A 14,925-nucleotide genomic window follows, 5' to 3' on the forward strand; every position below is an offset into this window, starting at 1 on the left:
GGTTAGCAGCTTTTCAATAAAAGCCATCTACACTTTATTGGATCAGCGTAAGCATGCAGCAACCGAATAAGCGCTACCCTCTAGGGGCTCATCTCATCGTAAAGCATCTCGGCTATAGCCATCATGGTATATATGCTGGGAGAGGCCGAGTTATCCATTATTCTGGCTTAGCGCATTTCATCAAGAAACGGCCAATTGAAATCACTTCAATAGATGCTTTCTCGCATGGCAAAAAAATTCATGTTCGCTCTTATGACACGCCGCGATACAAAGGAAAAGCTATCGTGCGCCGGATGCGTTCACGTATGCATGAAAACCACTACCACCTAATTATTAACAACTGTGAACATTTATGTAGTTGGGCAATCACTGGAGTAGAAAGTAGTACTCAAGTTGAACGTATGATGCATCGATTAACGACGATTGGCTATGTAAGCTCAATCATGAGCTATATGAATGGTATGATGCTCACTGTGGCAACAACATGTTTTGCTCTTGTTCTATATATTAAAAAGAAATTACGCGATCAGGCAAAAATGAAGGTCCCTACTTACCAATTCCTAAGAGAAAAATCTGAAAAAAGGAATATTGATCCTTCAGTCCCTTTAGTATTTATAGATCCAGATAAAAAAGAACCAATTTAATAAAAAAGCCCTCAAAAATGAGGGCTTTTTAAAAAACTTAAAACTTATTTTTTATCAACTTTTGCTTCAGTCGTAATGTTTACAGTGATTTTATCACCCACGTTTGGAACGTAGTTACCTAGACCAAAGTCAGAGCGTTTGAATGAAGTTGTAGCATTGAAACCAATCGCTGGTACTTTTGCCATTGGGTGTTCACCTTGCTTGTTTAAAACAGCGTCAAGCACTACAGGCTTAGTTACACCTTTAACAGTTAAGTCACCAGTAATTTTAAAGTGCTTTTTGTCTTTAGTTTCAACTTTAGTACTTTTAAAAGTAATGTTTGGATATTTAGCTGCATTAAACCAAGCTTCTTCTTGGAACTCTTTATCCAAAGCAGGAACGTTTGTATTTACACTGCTTAAAGGGATAGTCACATTAACAGATGAGTTTGCTGGTTTAGCATTATCAACTTTAATTACACCTTGGATATCCGAGAAGTTAGCGCTTGGCGTAGAGAAACCAAAGTGATTCCACGAGAAAACAGTAGCTGTATGTGTAGGATCAATTTTGTAGTCAACTGGCGCAGCTAAAGTAACTGAGCTAGCCAATGCTACTGCCAAACCGAAGCTTAATGTTTTAAGATGCATTTTTCGTATCCTTTATTGATATAGTCGTTAGTGTATACATCAAGTAATTTAATTCACTATTCTTTATAAAACGATATGTTTCATCCATGCAACAATAAAAGCGTTACAGTTATTATTTAAAAACAATATTATAAAGTACAGGTACTTTCGTACCGTGTTTAGATTCTCAAATTAATTCGTTATTACTTCGACTTTATTGATCAATAACAAGGTAAAACATGGCTAATACTGCTCAAGCACAAAGTACTTCGACTCCATATCGAGTAACTCTGACCGACCCTTCAGGTCACCAATGGTTTGCTGATGAACCTACAGACAAAGGTGGTCTAGATACTGCTCCAAACCCAGTTCAAATATTACTGTCTGCTTTAGGGGCTTGTACCACCATTACACTAGAAATGTATGCGAATCTTAAAGGTATTAAGATTGATCATGTTCAAGTGGACTTAGCATTAAACCCAAATGGTGAACCAGAAAAAGGGCAAAATAATATTGAACGCAAAATCACCCTCAAAGGTGAATTCACTGAAGACCAACACAAGCGTTTATTAAAAGTTGCTGAAAACTGCCCTATTCATAAATTACTGACGTCTCAAATCAATATTCAAACCGAACTTAGCATTTAACCTTTCAAATATAAAAAAAGCGCTCCATAAAGAGCGCTTTTTTACACTACTTTAATATTTAAGCAGTTAATTCTTTTACTGCTGCAACAACAGCTTCAGTTGTAATACCGAAGAATTGGAACAAATCTTTTGCTGGCGCAGACTCACCATAAGTTGTCATACCAATTACTTTGCCATCAAGACCAACAAATTTCCACCAGTAGTCAACATGAGCAGCTTCAACCGCAACACGTGCACGAATGTGAGCTGGTAATACAGCTTCACGATATGCAGCGTCTTGTTTCATAAATTCTTCTGCACATGGCATAGAAACTACACGCACACCATCAAGTTGAGCATAAGCTTCCATTGCTAAAGAAATTTCAGAACCAGTTGCAATAATGATTGCTTTCAATTCGCCTTTTTCTTGAGCAAGAACATAACCACCTTTTGTAACATTTTGAATTTGTTCTTCAGAACGTGTTTGGAATGGTAAGTTTTGACGAGAGAAAATAAGTGCTGTAGGGCCATCTTTACGCTCTAAAGCAGATTTCCATGCAGTAGCAGTTTCAACAGTATCAGCAGGACGCCATGTATTTAGGTTCGGTGTACCACGTAAAGAAGCAATTTGTTCGATTGGTTGGTGAGTTGGACCATCTTCACCTAAACCAATTGAGTCATGTGTATAAACATGAATTACACGTTGTTTCATCAATGCAGACATACGTACTGCATTACGCGCATATTCCATAAACATTAAGAATGTTGCAACGTAAGGAACAAAACCACCATGCAATGCAACGCCATTCGCAATTGCAGTCATACCGAACTCACGTACGCCATAGTATACGTAGTTACCAGCTGGGTTTTCTTGAATGCCTTGGCAACCTTTCCAAAGCGTTAAGTTAGAACCAGCTAAGTCAGCAGAACCACCTAGTAATTCAGGCAATAAAGGACCAAATGCTTGTAATGTGTTTTGGCTCGCTTTACGTGTTGCGATGGTTTCGCCTTTCGCATTTGTTTCACGAATGAATGCATCTGCTTGCGCTGCAAATTCTGCTGGTAAGTCACCGCTAATACGACGAAGTAACTCAGCTGCTTCAGTTGGATATTTTGCTTGATACTGTGCAAATACCGCATCCCAAGCTGCTTCAGATTCAGTACCTTTTGGTTTCGCGTCCCATGCAGCATATACATCAGCAGGAATAACGAATGCTTCTTCTTTCCAGCCTAATGCTTCACGAGTTAGAGTAATCTCATCTTTACCTAATGGCGCACCATGACAGTCTTCTTTACCTTGTTTATTTGGTGAACCTAAACCAATAATTGTTTTACACATAATGATTGTTGGTTTTTGAGTTTCAGCTTTTGCTTCGATTGTCGCTTGACGAATCGCATCAGCATCATGCCCATCAACACGAAGAACTTGCCAACCATAGGCTTTAAAACGCTCTTCTGTATCATCGCTGAACCAGCCTTCTACTTCACCATCAATTGAAATGCCATTGTCATCATAATAAGCAATCAACTTACCAAGTTGTAATGTGCCAGCTAAAGAACATACTTCGTGAGAAATACCTTCCATTAAACAGCCATCACCCAAGAAACAGTAAGTGAAATGGTCTACAACGTTTAAATCATCTTTATTGAACTGAGCAGCTAAAGTCTTTTCTGCTAAAGCAAAACCAACAGCATTTGCAATACCTTGACCTAAAGGACCAGTTGTTGTTTCGATACCTGGTGCATAACCATATTCAGGGTGACCAGGAGTTTTAGAATGTAATTGACGGAACTGTTTTAAATCTTCAATTGAAAGATCATAACCTGTTAAATGAAGCAAAGCGTATTGCAACATTGAACCATGGCCGTTTGATAAAACGAAACGGTCGCGGTTTGCCCATTGTGGATTAGTTGGGTTGTGATTTAAAAACTCGCGCCAGACGACGTCAGCAATATCTGCCATCCCCATTGGAGCACCAGGATGCCCTGAGTTTGCCTGTTGCACAGCATCCATTGCCAATACACGAATTGCATTTGCAATACGACGTTCGTTTAAAGGGGTCGTCATAAGATCAGAATCCAATTTTAATAGATTGATGAAAAGAAGAAGATGAATAACAATTCAATGCCGCTATATTGTCTTAAAAAAAAGGCTGAGGGTAAACCCCAACATAGTATATTTCTTTATTTTTAACCGTTTCTTGGTTACACAAAAAACATTTGGACCTTTAAGTTATACAAAACAGGGGTCCTTTTCTTAAATACTGCTCCCCTATACGAACAGGCAGTTCTATTAGACTTTGATATATAGATAAAATATTGTGAAATCTCTATCAAGATCGATCATGTTTCTTTTCTTTAAAATCCGACTTATAAGATATAATCTTTTTGTTAATTCATATGTCTAAAAAATACACTAACAACACGTTGTTGAAATACCAATACTTTAAATAAAAACTCTTTATATCAATTTTACTAATACACTTATCAATTAAAACACAGTATAAATGAAACAAATTCATGCTTTTTGGTCAGTATGAACTGGTCCTCAAGCTCAAGTCGATGTAACATATTATGTCTTTTGAAATAACCAAGATAGGACTTTCATGCGCGAGTACGCTGTTTTTACCTCGGAATCTGTAAGCGAAGGTCATCCCGATAAAATGGCCGACCAAATTAGCGACGCTATTTTGGATGCAATCTTAAAAGAAGACCCATACGCACGTGTTGCTTGTGAAACACTGGTAAAAACAGGCGCTGTTGTACTTGCTGGTGAAGTAACAACGACTGCTAATATTGATGTTGAAGCTGTTGTTCGTAATACCGTTAACGGTATTGGATATCACCACTCTGATCTTGGCTTTGATGGATCAACATGTGCTGTAATCAATATGATTGGTAAACAGTCACCAGAGATTGCACAAGGTGTAGACCGTCAAAAACCTGAAGATCAAGGTGCCGGTGACCAAGGTTTGATGTTCGGTTATGCAAGCCGTGAAACAGATGTGTTAATGCCTGCTCCGATTTCTTATGCTCACCGTTTAATGGAACGTCAGGCTGAACTTCGTCGCTCAGGCGCACTCCCATGGTTACGCCCAGATGCAAAAAGCCAAGTTACCTTTGCATATGAAAATGGCAAGCCTGTACGTCTAGATGCGGTCGTTTTGTCTACTCAACATGATCCTGAAATTACTCAAAGCCAGCTTAAAGAAGCGATCATTGAGGAAATTATCAAGCCGATCATTCCTGCTGAAATGTTCCATGCTGCTACTAAGTTCCATATTAACCCAACGGGTATGTTCGTTATTGGCGGACCTGTGGGTGACTGTGGTTTAACAGGCCGTAAAATTATTGTAGATACCTATGGTGGCATGGCTCGTCACGGCGGTGGTGCTTTCTCTGGTAAAGATCCATCTAAAGTTGACCGTTCTGCTGCATATGCTGGTCGTTATGTTGCAAAGAATATTGTAGCTGCGGGTCTTGCTGACAAATGTGAAATTCAGGTGAGTTACGCAATTGGTGTAGCAGAACCTACTTCAATTTCAATTAATACATTTGGTACAGCAAAAGTTTCTGATGAGTTGATTATTCAACTTGTGCGTGATCATTTCGATTTAAGACCGTTTGGTATTACTCGTATGCTGGATCTTATTCAGCCAATGTATAAACAAACTGCGGCTTATGGCCACTTTGGTCGCGAAGGATCAGACACTGCATTTACATGGGAAAAAACTGATAAAGTTGATGCCCTTAAAGATGCTGCTGGCCTCTAATATAAAGTCATCAAAAAGCCCGCCAATGAGCGGGCTTTTTTATTTAGAGTTTAAATTTTATAGTATGTAGGGTTTACTCTTCTAGCAACCATCCTTGATGCCATATCATTTGCAGCTCTGAACAAAATTTATTGTCTTGTTGTTTTATCATCCTGATTTAGCACATCAAGTAATGTTGACTGCATTGGCGTATCTTGATGATTCTGGACATAAATATGGACAACTTTAAATACGACGACAACTGCTAAACAAGCCATAACACAAAACATCCACAAACCATACGGGCTTCGAATATGTTGCGAACCACAATGTGGACATGATTTATCAGTTGATGCCACAACTTTGTCGCAACACGCACAATGGTATTGATATAGCATAGGTAACCCTCCTTCCCTCATTTCAACCGTTGTTGTTTTAATAGGTTTGCTACATTTTTTAATTTATACATCCTTTATATTTATCCTATGTGAAATGAAAAGATAATTCAATCTGAATGAACAATTGAGTCAATAAAAAAACATTATTAAAATACAATAAGATAAGTTAAATATTATTTTTTTGGCACTATTTTTCTTATTTTGATATTTTGCCAAATTTGCTAAAATAAGCGAATAATCTCACATTTTAGGCAAATGCATGTCACATACACAGCTCATTAATAAGGGTGGCTTTCGCGAAAGAGCAAACCGAAGTAGAGGTTATCAACAATCTGAAAACAAGCAAACCGCTCTACCTTCAAATAAATATCAACCGCAGTCAAAACCACAAGACGAAACTAAATTAGAAATGGAAGATATTGATTCATCTACTTCAGTTTGCCAAAATAAATAATAATTTTAAAAATAAAAAAAGCTTAAACCCATGAGGTTCAAGCTTTTTCATAACACACTTACTTATTAATCTTTATTTTTATGCTCTATTTTTTTGTGGTCTGGGGTAACGTCTCGCGCTTCACCATCGATAATGTTTGAATCATGGTATTGGCCTTGACCACCACCCTGCTGGTTCTGCATATCTTGCATTTGACGCATTAAATCAGCAAATGGGTTTTGTCCCGAAGCATTACCGCCCATACCCATACCACCCATCATTTTATTCATCATAGCTTGCTGGCGTTTTGCAAGAGTTCTCATCGCTATATTACGAAATGCGGTTTGAACACCAGGAATCAAAATTAAAACAGCCAAAACATCAGATACAAGGCCTGGCAACATTAATAAGAAACCTGCAAAAGCATAAGCAAGCTTTTTAGTTACTGTTGGGTCACTACCTAGCTGGCCTGTCATCTGCATTTGCTGTAATTGAGGCATAATACCGGCAGTACTTCTGCGAATAAGCCCCAAACCAATAAAGAAAGCAATAATGAACCAAAAGAACACATACCATCCACTGATGAACTGTGCTACGCCAATCCATACGGCAATTTCAACAATCGCGCCCAGAACTACAATAAGAAGTAAATTCATGTAAAACTTTATCTATCTCAAAAAGAAAATTCATTGCAGTTTTATTTGACTTAACCTTATTTAAGTTTCAAATAAGGATTAAGCATTCCTCTTAACTCTGATTGTTCTGTCTAATTTCTAAAAAATTATCAAAAACTATTACATCGATAAGAATCTGCAATACTGGAGTACATTTGATTTTAACTCGATAAAAACAAACATGCTTTATTATTAATGAGTGCTGTATCCACTTTATCAAGTGCCACTTCAATCAGATTTGAATTTTTTTACTCTATTTGAGTGAGAATCTCTTCAAAAAAGAACGTCGTTAGTCAAATAAAGTCTTATTTGCTTAGCAAAGTTAGGAACATTCATTTGTTTATGCTTTACTTTATAGGGGCTTTAAAAGTAATACCTACATAGTAACACCTATCCTAGATAGCTTACATTTCACCTATCTAAAGACAGTTCTATTCAAGTTAAATTAATTAATAATACTTCAAATTAAACTTAGTCAGATTATGTATAAGAAAGCCCTTCTCGTTGCAACAAGTGCCCTATTTTTATCCGCCTGTTCTTCCAATACAGCAAAACAACATCAAAAACATTCTATTTCTGCCAATAAAAATTCAGAAGAAATTAAATCACTGTTTGATCAAGCACAGACCACGGGTGTTTTGGTGATTAACCGAGGGCAAACAGAAGAAATTTATGGCAATGATCTTAAAAGAGCATCAACCGCCTATGTTCCCGCCTCTACCTTTAAAATGCTAAATGCTTTAATTGGACTTGAACATCATAAGGCAACTACAACTGAAGTGTTTAAATGGGATGGGCAAAAACGTTTATTTCCTGATTGGGAAAAAGACATGACATTGGGCGATGCCATGAAAGCTTCTGCGATTCCAGTTTATCAAGAACTAGCCCGACGAATTGGTCTGGATCTTATGTCCACAGAGGTAAAACGTATTGGTTTCGGTAATGCTAACATTGGTTCAAAAGTAGATAATTTTTGGCTTGTTGGCCCTCTAAAAATCACCCCTCATCAAGAAGCCCAGTTTGCTTATGAATTAGCCCATAAAACTCTTCCATTTAGCAAAAATGTACAAGAACAAGTTCAATCAATGGTGTTCATAGAGGAAAAAAATGGAAGTAAAATTTATGCCAAAAGTGGTTGGGGATGGGATGTTGAACCACAAGTTGGTTGGTTAACAGGCTGGGTCGTTCAACCACAAGGAGAAATTGTCGCATTCTCACTTAATTTAGAAATGAAAAAAGGAACTCCTAGCTCTATTCGCAAGGAAATTGCTTATAAAGGCTTAGAACAACTGGGTATCTTATAAGTTGAACTCTATAGCCCAAGCATAGATTGGGCTATTTCTTTAATTTTTAAAGTTGAACCTAATTTATTAGCCATCAACTGGATGTAATGGTGTATTTAAATTTAATTGATAAAAAGCAGCATCGAGCCATTCTCCAAACTTAAAACCGACTTGTTTAAAAGTGCCTGCATGAATAAAGCCCATTTTTTCATGTAAACCTATGCTTGCCTGATTGGTCGCATCAATACAACCAATCAATACATGTAACTCGGCCTCTTGAGCACGCTGAATCAACTCTTGCATTAAAATTTTGCTTAGTCCACAACCACGATGCTCATGATGAATATAAATACTATGTTCAACGGTATATTTATAGGCAGGAAAAGCCCTGAAGGTCCCCCAGCTCGCAAAACCCAATAATTTGTCTGTCTCATCAACAATACCAATCACGGGAAAACCATTTTGTCTTTTAACTGCGAACCAATTTTTCATCGACTCTTCGGAGCGCGGTAAATAGTCATATAGAGCAGTAGAGTTGATAATTGCTTCATTCAAAATCTCTAAAATAGCTACTGAATGTTCTGCTTCATTACAATCAATTAAACGAAAATTAGAATCGAGGGAATAGGTCATAAAGATTCCTTAACAGCAGAGACGAGTTGACTAGAGACGACTAAAATATAGCGAGCGACTTGAGATGAATTATTACTATATATAACGGGCTGGTTTAGTTGCATTGCCAAACAATCCCCTGTGCTTAAAGCATAAGAAGATTCACCTAATTGAATATCAATTTTCCCTTCAACTACCCAAAGTTGCTGTTGTACTACCTTAGAGGTTTCACTAATTTCATAAGTAATTCGTGAGTGAGGGGGAAATTCAATTTCAACAATTTGAAATGAGGACTTCCAATTTGGAGGTGAAATTTGACGGCGAATATAGCCAGTTTCCGGGTCTTTCCATTCTGATTGTTGACTACGCCGAACAATGGGCTGAGGTGATTGATTAACTTGCTGGTTAGCGAAGAGTTGAGTCAAAGGTACATCTAAACCATTTGCTAGCTTTTCAAGAACAACCGCTGTTGGGCTGGCCTCACCTCTTTCAATTAACGAAATTGCAGAACGACTCACCTGACATCGGGTAGCAAGAACATCCAGGGTATATCCACGAGCTAAACGCAGTTCACGTACTTGCTGTGCAATGCGAATATTAATATCTTCCATACACCCACAAACTTCGCTTCCAAAATTATAGATAAATATTCCACTAAACTAGAATATTGTCAATTATTAAAGAATTTTTATCTTTTAGGAAACCTTCAAAACTCTTCTTTGTAATAACCAAAATTGAATCTATTTAAAAACGAAAAATAACCATTCATAAGTGACTTGCTTAAATAACTCATGCAGATCATATTTTGGTATGTAACAATACCTTTAAATTATTTATGTAAGCCTTCGCATGTCTTTGATTATTGGGATTGACCCTGGTTCACGCTTAACAGGTTATGGAATCATTGAAAAAGATGGAAGCAAATTACGTTTTATCGATGCAGGTACGATCCGAACAGAAACTAAGGAAATGCCCGAACGCTTAAAACGTATCTTTGCTGGTATTGAACGTATTGTTAAATTTCATGGTCCAACTGAAGCTGCCGTTGAGCAAGTGTTTATGGCCCAAAACCCCGATTCGGCTCTAAAACTTGGTCAAGCACGTGGCGCAGCGATAGCCGCTTTGGTCAATTTAGATTTGCAAGTTGCAGAATATACTGCCCGCCAAATTAAACAATCTGTTGTAGGTTATGGCGCTGCCGACAAAGAACAAGTACAAATGATGGTTATGCGATTACTTAACCTGACCATTAAACCTCAAGCAGATGCAGCAGATGCACTAGCAGCAGCAATTTGCCATGCTCATGCATCTGGAAGTATGAGCAAACTGTCTGTCCTTAATGCCTTAGGTGGTATGGCACGTGGACGAAGCCGCTCTAGCAGTCGTAGACGTTAAAGTTTTATTAGTTCACTACTTGAGTAATTGCTTCATTCATTTGATAAGCCTGTAAACCTCGCATACCTTGTTTTGCAAGTTGGTCACCAGCTTGAGCATGCAGGGTAACCATTTCATGTAACGCAATTGCCTTATGAAATTGGGCCTTTAGACTTGCAATCATTCCTGCTAGTACATCTCCCATTCCACCAGTTCCCATACCGGCATTACCTTGCGTACAAATATAAAGAGCATCTTCTAAAATCAGACTGCCCGCTCCTTTAAGCACCCACTGCCCTGCATATTTTTGTTGTAAGGCATAAATTGCAGAGATTCGATCATTCTCAATCTGAGTAGTAGAACACTCAAGTAATGTTGCAGCTTCTCCTGGATGAGGCGTTAAATAAATGTGCGGATTCAATTTTTGAGGTTGTTTTGCTAGAAACCATAAAGCATCCGCATCTAAAACAATTTCTAGATGTGTACTCTGATTTAACAAATTAAACCATTGTTGGTAGATCTGCCTTGCCCAATCATCACGTCCCAAACCCATCCCAAAACATACTGCATCAACCTGAGATAAAATGTCTTTAATAGACTTTTCATTTAAGCCATTAATATCACGGAGCATAATATTTGGTGAACGAGACAAAATAGCCTGATGATGGTTTTGATGACAAACCACCGTGACTTTACCTGCTCCTGCATGAAAAGCAGCCTCGGCAGCCATAATTACAGCACCGCCCATTTGTTCATGCCCGCCAACGACTAAAACATGCCCATAACTCCCTTTATGACCAAATGCCATACGCTTAGGAAGTTTAATATTTGTTGATGTTAAATAAGCTAACGGTTTCAGCTCTTGGTCTATAGGAATTAAATCAATTAAATGAAGCTCGCCTGTGTATTCTTTACCTTGACCTGTAAATAATCCGGCTTTAAGTCCTAAAACTGTAAATGTATGATCAGCCCGTATTGCACACGGCAAGGTACAACCTGTATTTGCATGTAAGCCACTTGGAATATCAACAGAAATTTTTAGCCCAGTTTGTTCATTAAATTGTTGAATAGCCTGTTGCCAATTAGTGTTTAATTCTCGATTTAAACCTATGCCAAATAAAGCATCAATATAACAATCAAAACGCTTTGCAAGTTCAAAACCTTGATGAATTTGCACCCGTTGATCTTTTGCAAATTGCACAGCTTGGTGTAAATCTGCTGAAGCTCCTACTTCTGAAGCAAAGATTTCAACATTCCAGCCCGCTTGCTTTAAATAAGCTGCTATAAAATAACCATCACCTGCGTTATTCCCTTGTCCACACCAAACAGCAATATTTTTAATAGACTGTTCTTTAAAAAGTTCAATTAACTGTTGAGCAATTGACCAAGCCGCTTGTTGCATTAAACCTAATGATGAGTTTTGCGCAGCAAACCAGCGTTGCTCCCATGCTTGAATATCATCGCTATGGTAAACTACCGTCTGCATATTATTATCCTCTTCTGTTTTGGTTTATGACATCTTCCGATACATCACGCATTGCGTTGCAACAACTTGATCTTCATGAATTAAAAGCATGGATCAAGGCTCAAGCTTTAGACTTGGGTTTTGCTGATTGTGTCATTGCAAAACCAGATGCTCAAGAGCAAATGCCACGTTTTTTAGAGTATCTTGAACGTGGCTATCATGCAGATATGACCTATTTAGAGGAAAATCTAGAAAAACGGGCTGATCCAACATTATTAGTTCCTGGTACAAAAAGCATTATTTGTGTGCGAATGAATTATCTGGTTGAGTCACCAAAACCACGTTATGTACCTTTTGAACCTAATTCTGCAATTATTGCTCGATATGCACGTGGTCGAGACTACCATAAGGTCATGCGGGGCAGATTGAAGACATTAGCTACACGAATTCGTGAAAAAGTGGGTGATTTTGAATCACGCCCTTTTGCTGATTCAGCTCCTATTTTTGAAAAATCGTTGGCTGAAAGTGCCGGAATGGGTTGGACGGGCAAACATACTTTACTCATCCATAAAAAATCAGGTTCTTTTTTTGTATTAGGTGAACTATTCACATCACTAGATTTACCTTTTGATGGACCAACAACCCCTCACTGTGGTTCATGTAGTGCTTGTATTGATATTTGTCCGACGCAAGCAATTGTAGAGCCTTATATGCTTGATGCACGGCGCTGTATCGCATATTTAACCATCGAATATAAAGGAATCATTGCTGAAGAATTGCGTGCTGGTATTGGTAATCGAATTTTTGGTTGTGATGACTGCCAATTAATTTGCCCGTGGAACAGTTTTGCCAAAACTGCTTCTATTAACGATTTTAACCCTCGGCATGGTTTAGATAACATCAGTCTTCTAGACATCTGGCAATGGGATGAAGCTACTTTTTTGGCTAATACAGAAGGTAGCCCAATCCGCAGGACAGGTTATCAATCATTTAAACGTAATATTGCCATCGGTTTAGGAAATGCCCCCTATTCAACAGAAATTGTAGCTCAACTACAAAATGGCAAAATTTTGCATGATGATATTGTCAACGTGCATATTGATTGGGCAATTGAACAACAACTTAATCAACTTAAGCTACCAAATTAAAAAAATGATGTTTTTTGCCCTATAGCTTTAATACGAATTCTGTATGATTATGTGTAGTGAATTAATGCCATCATCATGGATATGACAATGACTCTACGTAATGATTGGAATCGTGAAGAAATCCAAGCTTTATATGAACAACCTTTTTTGGATTTAGTTTTCAAGGCTCAGCAAGTACATCGCGAGCACTTCACTGCCAATGCGATTCAGGTCAGCACCCTTTTATCGATTAAAACAGGTAAATGCCCTGAAGATTGCAAATACTGCTCACAATCCGCACATTACGAATCAAAATTAGAAGCAGAAAAACGTATTGCTGTAGAAAAAGTGATTAGTGAAGCAAAAGCTGCAAAAGATTCAGGTTCTTCTCGTTTTTGTATGGGTGCAGCTTGGCGTAACCCACATGAACGCGATATGCCTTATGTTTTAGAAATGGTACGTGAAGTAAAAGCTTTAGGTTTGGAAACCTGTATGACTTTAGGCATGCTTAACCAATCTCAAGCAGAGCGCCTACAAGTTGCTGGTTTAGATTATTACAATCACAACCTAGATACATCTCGTGAGTACTACTCTCACATCATTAGCACCCGTACTTTTGATGATCGTTTAAATACCCTAGATTATGTTCGCCAAGCTGGCATGAAAGTTTGTAGCGGCGGCATTGTAGGTTTAGGTGAAAGTCGTGAAGACCGTGTTGGCTTATTACATGAATTAGCTACCCTACCAATCCATCCTGAATCTGTACCAATTAACATGCTTGTTCCAATTGAAGGAACGCCGTTAGCTGATGTTGAAAAGCTTGATGTAATTGAATGGATCCGCACTATTGCGGTTGCACGCATTATTATGCCGCATAGCTATATTCGTCTATCTGCTGGCCGTGAGTCATTAAGTGATTCAGATCAAGCATTAGCATTTATGGCAGGCGCAAACTCATTATTCTCTGGTGATAAATTACTTACCACACCAAATGCAGGTGAAGGTAAAGACCAAGCGTTGTTTAATAAACTAGGCTTAACTGCAGAAAAACCAAAACCAACAGTTGCTGACTTATCAGTAAATGCCATGAGTGCATAACTTAAGACAGTAAAATAAAAAAGCCCTGATTCTTCAGGGCTTTTTTATTTATACAGAGGTAACTAAAATTCCATAAGTAGCATTAAGAAATGTCCCTACTCGAATAATGTCTTTTCCTGCTGCATGCGTTACAGACAACTCTTGGCTCAACACATCAAAATTAAAAGCATCAAAAACATCCTGATGATGTAAAAGCCAAGTCACTGTATCTGCTATATTATCATCCACAATATAAGTTAAGGCCTTAAAGTCTTTACTCATAAATCACTCTTAAAAAAATAAATTTTATGAATTTTATATGAGTTAACTCTACCTTAAAAGAGAATCTAAGCTGCTTTAGGGTTCACTAAAGAACGACCAGACAATAAGCTTGTCAAAGCTTGTGGTGAAAACTCCAAAGAAAGTACATGACTCTTTAGATTAACAGAGTGTTTACTGATCAATGGAAGTAAACCTTCTTCTGTTTCAAAGACGTATTCATCTGCAATATTTAAGATACCCTCAAGATTAGTTGTACTTGAGGCAAGATCATGACTAAAGATGTCATAAATTGTTTGTAAGTTAAACGTAGTCTGCTGCTCAGTTGGGTGCTTAATGAGATAATCCTTTAAAAACAAAACTAGCTTATGAGCAAAGAAAAAGTAATTAGGTTTATAGCTATACTTCATACTATTCATGGAACGGAACTCCAGATTATCTTTTATTGAATTACAACTAAAACAGTAGGAATTGAATCTTAAAAAATTCTTAAAAAATAAATATATTCACAAGATAAATTAAAAAATAATTTTATTGTTAAAAAACATAAAGTTATACCAAAAATATAGACAACTC

Annotated in this window: 17 protein-coding genes; 8 read left to right on the forward strand and 9 right to left on the reverse strand. The window is 37.7% G+C overall.

What is annotated here, in order from left to right; genetic code table 11:
* Positions 1–53: 53 nt before the first annotated feature.
* Positions 54–644: a lecithin retinol acyltransferase family protein gene (locus MMY79_RS11010; protein ID WP_016138339.1), complete on the forward strand. Its 591-nt coding sequence runs from the start codon at positions 54–56 to the stop codon at positions 642–644.
* A gap of 44 nt (positions 645–688) precedes the next feature.
* Here the strand turns inward: MMY79_RS11010 and MMY79_RS11015 are convergent, their stop codons facing one another.
* A complete protein-coding gene (locus MMY79_RS11015) occupies positions 689–1,270 on the reverse strand; it encodes a YceI family protein (protein ID WP_005041161.1) in 582 nt (193 codons plus the stop codon).
* Positions 1,271–1,488: 218 nt separating this feature from the next.
* On the opposite strand from MMY79_RS11015, the gene MMY79_RS11020 reads away from it, so the two are divergent.
* Complete coding sequence (locus MMY79_RS11020; RefSeq protein WP_252608412.1) at positions 1,489–1,896, forward strand: OsmC family protein; 408 nt, start codon at positions 1,489–1,491, stop codon at positions 1,894–1,896.
* Positions 1,897–1,954: 58 nt separating this feature from the next.
* Here MMY79_RS11020 and tkt read toward each other — a convergent pair whose 3' ends face one another.
* Positions 1,955–3,943, reverse strand: coding sequence for a transketolase (gene tkt, locus MMY79_RS11025; protein ID WP_252608414.1), 1,989 nt, complete (start codon positions 3,941–3,943; stop codon positions 1,955–1,957).
* A gap of 538 nt (positions 3,944–4,481) precedes the next feature.
* Between tkt and metK the strand changes: the two genes are divergently transcribed.
* Positions 4,482–5,648, forward strand: a complete 1,167-nt coding sequence (gene metK, locus MMY79_RS11030) for a methionine adenosyltransferase (protein ID WP_252608416.1) — start codon at positions 4,482–4,484, stop codon at positions 5,646–5,648.
* Positions 5,649–5,776: 128 nt separating this feature from the next.
* On the opposite strand, the gene MMY79_RS11035 is transcribed toward metK, so the two are convergent.
* Positions 5,777–6,025 carry a hypothetical protein gene (locus MMY79_RS11035; protein WP_003651396.1) on the reverse strand — a complete coding sequence of 83 codons (249 nt, stop codon included), beginning with the start codon at positions 6,023–6,025 and terminating at the stop codon, positions 5,777–5,779.
* 259 nt (positions 6,026–6,284) lie between these two features.
* Between MMY79_RS11035 and MMY79_RS11040 the strand changes: the two genes are divergently transcribed.
* Positions 6,285–6,479: a hypothetical protein gene (locus tag MMY79_RS11040; RefSeq protein WP_252608418.1), complete on the forward strand. Its 195-nt coding sequence runs from the start codon at positions 6,285–6,287 to the stop codon at positions 6,477–6,479.
* Between the two features lie 65 nt (positions 6,480–6,544).
* Here MMY79_RS11040 and MMY79_RS11045 read toward each other — a convergent pair whose 3' ends face one another.
* Positions 6,545–7,114, reverse strand: a complete 570-nt coding sequence (locus MMY79_RS11045) for an FxsA family protein (RefSeq protein WP_252608419.1) — start codon at positions 7,112–7,114, stop codon at positions 6,545–6,547.
* A gap of 500 nt (positions 7,115–7,614) precedes the next feature.
* Between MMY79_RS11045 and blaOXA the strand changes: the two genes are divergently transcribed.
* Positions 7,615–8,436 carry an OXA-213 family carbapenem-hydrolyzing class D beta-lactamase gene (gene blaOXA / locus MMY79_RS11050; protein WP_252608420.1) on the forward strand — a complete coding sequence of 274 codons (822 nt, stop codon included), beginning with the start codon at positions 7,615–7,617 and terminating at the stop codon, positions 8,434–8,436.
* 66 nt (positions 8,437–8,502) lie between these two features.
* Here the strand turns inward: blaOXA and MMY79_RS11055 are convergent, their stop codons facing one another.
* On the reverse strand, positions 8,503–9,048 hold the full coding sequence (locus tag MMY79_RS11055) for a GNAT family N-acetyltransferase (protein ID WP_252608422.1): 546 nt from the start codon (positions 9,046–9,048) through the stop codon (positions 8,503–8,505).
* Positions 9,045–9,638, reverse strand: coding sequence for an XRE family transcriptional regulator (locus MMY79_RS11060; protein ID WP_198078649.1), 594 nt, complete (start codon positions 9,636–9,638; stop codon positions 9,045–9,047). The genes MMY79_RS11055 and MMY79_RS11060 overlap by 4 nt, the downstream gene beginning before the upstream one ends.
* Positions 9,639–9,876: 238 nt before the next feature.
* Here MMY79_RS11060 and ruvC point away from each other — a divergent pair, with 238 nt between their 5' ends.
* Entirely contained in the window at positions 9,877–10,422 is a 546-nt protein-coding gene (gene ruvC, locus MMY79_RS11065; RefSeq protein ID WP_003651385.1) for a crossover junction endodeoxyribonuclease RuvC, read from the forward strand.
* Between the two features lie 7 nt (positions 10,423–10,429).
* Here ruvC and MMY79_RS11070 read toward each other — a convergent pair whose 3' ends face one another.
* Entirely contained in the window at positions 10,430–11,887 is a 1,458-nt protein-coding gene (locus MMY79_RS11070) for an NAD(P)H-hydrate dehydratase (protein WP_252608424.1), read from the reverse strand.
* A 26-nt stretch (positions 11,888–11,913) separates the two neighbouring features.
* On the opposite strand from MMY79_RS11070, the gene queG reads away from it, so the two are divergent.
* Both queG and bioB read left to right on the forward strand, forming a co-directional pair.
* Positions 11,914–13,014: a tRNA epoxyqueuosine(34) reductase QueG gene (gene queG, locus MMY79_RS11075; RefSeq protein WP_252608426.1), complete on the forward strand. Its 1,101-nt coding sequence runs from the start codon at positions 11,914–11,916 to the stop codon at positions 13,012–13,014.
* A gap of 87 nt (positions 13,015–13,101) precedes the next feature.
* On the forward strand, positions 13,102–14,091 hold the full coding sequence (bioB, locus tag MMY79_RS11080; protein WP_209733422.1) for a biotin synthase BioB: 990 nt from the start codon (positions 13,102–13,104) through the stop codon (positions 14,089–14,091).
* 48 nt (positions 14,092–14,139) lie between these two features.
* Here bioB and MMY79_RS11085 read toward each other — a convergent pair whose 3' ends face one another.
* On the reverse strand, positions 14,140–14,352 hold the full coding sequence (locus MMY79_RS11085) for a hypothetical protein (protein ID WP_209830644.1): 213 nt from the start codon (positions 14,350–14,352) through the stop codon (positions 14,140–14,142).
* Positions 14,353–14,417: 65 nt separating this feature from the next.
* Entirely contained in the window at positions 14,418–14,768 is a 351-nt protein-coding gene (locus tag MMY79_RS11090) for a hypothetical protein (protein WP_252608428.1), read from the reverse strand.
* Between the last annotated feature and the right edge of the window lie 157 nt (positions 14,769–14,925).

Origin of the sequence: Acinetobacter sp. XS-4 (assembly GCF_023920705.1) — a bacterium.
In the GTDB taxonomy this organism is placed as follows: domain Bacteria; phylum Pseudomonadota; class Gammaproteobacteria; order Pseudomonadales; family Moraxellaceae; genus Acinetobacter.

Excerpts from the sequence above, each read along its gene's own strand:
- MMY79_RS11010 (WP_016138339.1), top strand. The coding sequence starts at position 54 with ATGCAGCAACCGAATAAGCGCTACCCTCTAGGGGCTCATCTCATCGTA.
- MMY79_RS11015 (WP_005041161.1), bottom strand. The coding sequence starts at position 1,270 with ATGCATCTTAAAACATTAAGCTTCGGTTTGGCAGTAGCATTGGCTAGC.
- MMY79_RS11020 (WP_252608412.1), top strand. The coding sequence starts at position 1,489 with ATGGCTAATACTGCTCAAGCACAAAGTACTTCGACTCCATATCGAGTA.
- tkt (WP_252608414.1), bottom strand. The coding sequence starts at position 3,943 with ATGACGACCCCTTTAAACGAACGTCGTATTGCAAATGCAATTCGTGTA.
- metK (WP_252608416.1), top strand. The coding sequence starts at position 4,482 with ATGCGCGAGTACGCTGTTTTTACCTCGGAATCTGTAAGCGAAGGTCAT.
- MMY79_RS11035 (WP_003651396.1), bottom strand. The coding sequence starts at position 6,025 with ATGCTATATCAATACCATTGTGCGTGTTGCGACAAAGTTGTGGCATCA.
- MMY79_RS11040 (WP_252608418.1), top strand. The coding sequence starts at position 6,285 with ATGTCACATACACAGCTCATTAATAAGGGTGGCTTTCGCGAAAGAGCA.
- MMY79_RS11045 (WP_252608419.1), bottom strand. The coding sequence starts at position 7,114 with ATGAATTTACTTCTTATTGTAGTTCTGGGCGCGATTGTTGAAATTGCC.
- blaOXA (WP_252608420.1), top strand. The coding sequence starts at position 7,615 with ATGTATAAGAAAGCCCTTCTCGTTGCAACAAGTGCCCTATTTTTATCC.
- MMY79_RS11055 (WP_252608422.1), bottom strand. The coding sequence starts at position 9,048 with ATGACCTATTCCCTCGATTCTAATTTTCGTTTAATTGATTGTAATGAA.
- MMY79_RS11060 (WP_198078649.1), bottom strand. The coding sequence starts at position 9,638 with ATGGAAGATATTAATATTCGCATTGCACAGCAAGTACGTGAACTGCGT.
- ruvC (WP_003651385.1), top strand. The coding sequence starts at position 9,877 with ATGTCTTTGATTATTGGGATTGACCCTGGTTCACGCTTAACAGGTTAT.
- MMY79_RS11070 (WP_252608424.1), bottom strand. The coding sequence starts at position 11,887 with ATGCAGACGGTAGTTTACCATAGCGATGATATTCAAGCATGGGAGCAA.
- queG (WP_252608426.1), top strand. The coding sequence starts at position 11,914 with ATGACATCTTCCGATACATCACGCATTGCGTTGCAACAACTTGATCTT.
- bioB (WP_209733422.1), top strand. The coding sequence starts at position 13,102 with ATGACTCTACGTAATGATTGGAATCGTGAAGAAATCCAAGCTTTATAT.
- MMY79_RS11085 (WP_209830644.1), bottom strand. The coding sequence starts at position 14,352 with ATGAGTAAAGACTTTAAGGCCTTAACTTATATTGTGGATGATAATATA.
- MMY79_RS11090 (WP_252608428.1), bottom strand. The coding sequence starts at position 14,768 with ATGAATAGTATGAAGTATAGCTATAAACCTAATTACTTTTTCTTTGCT.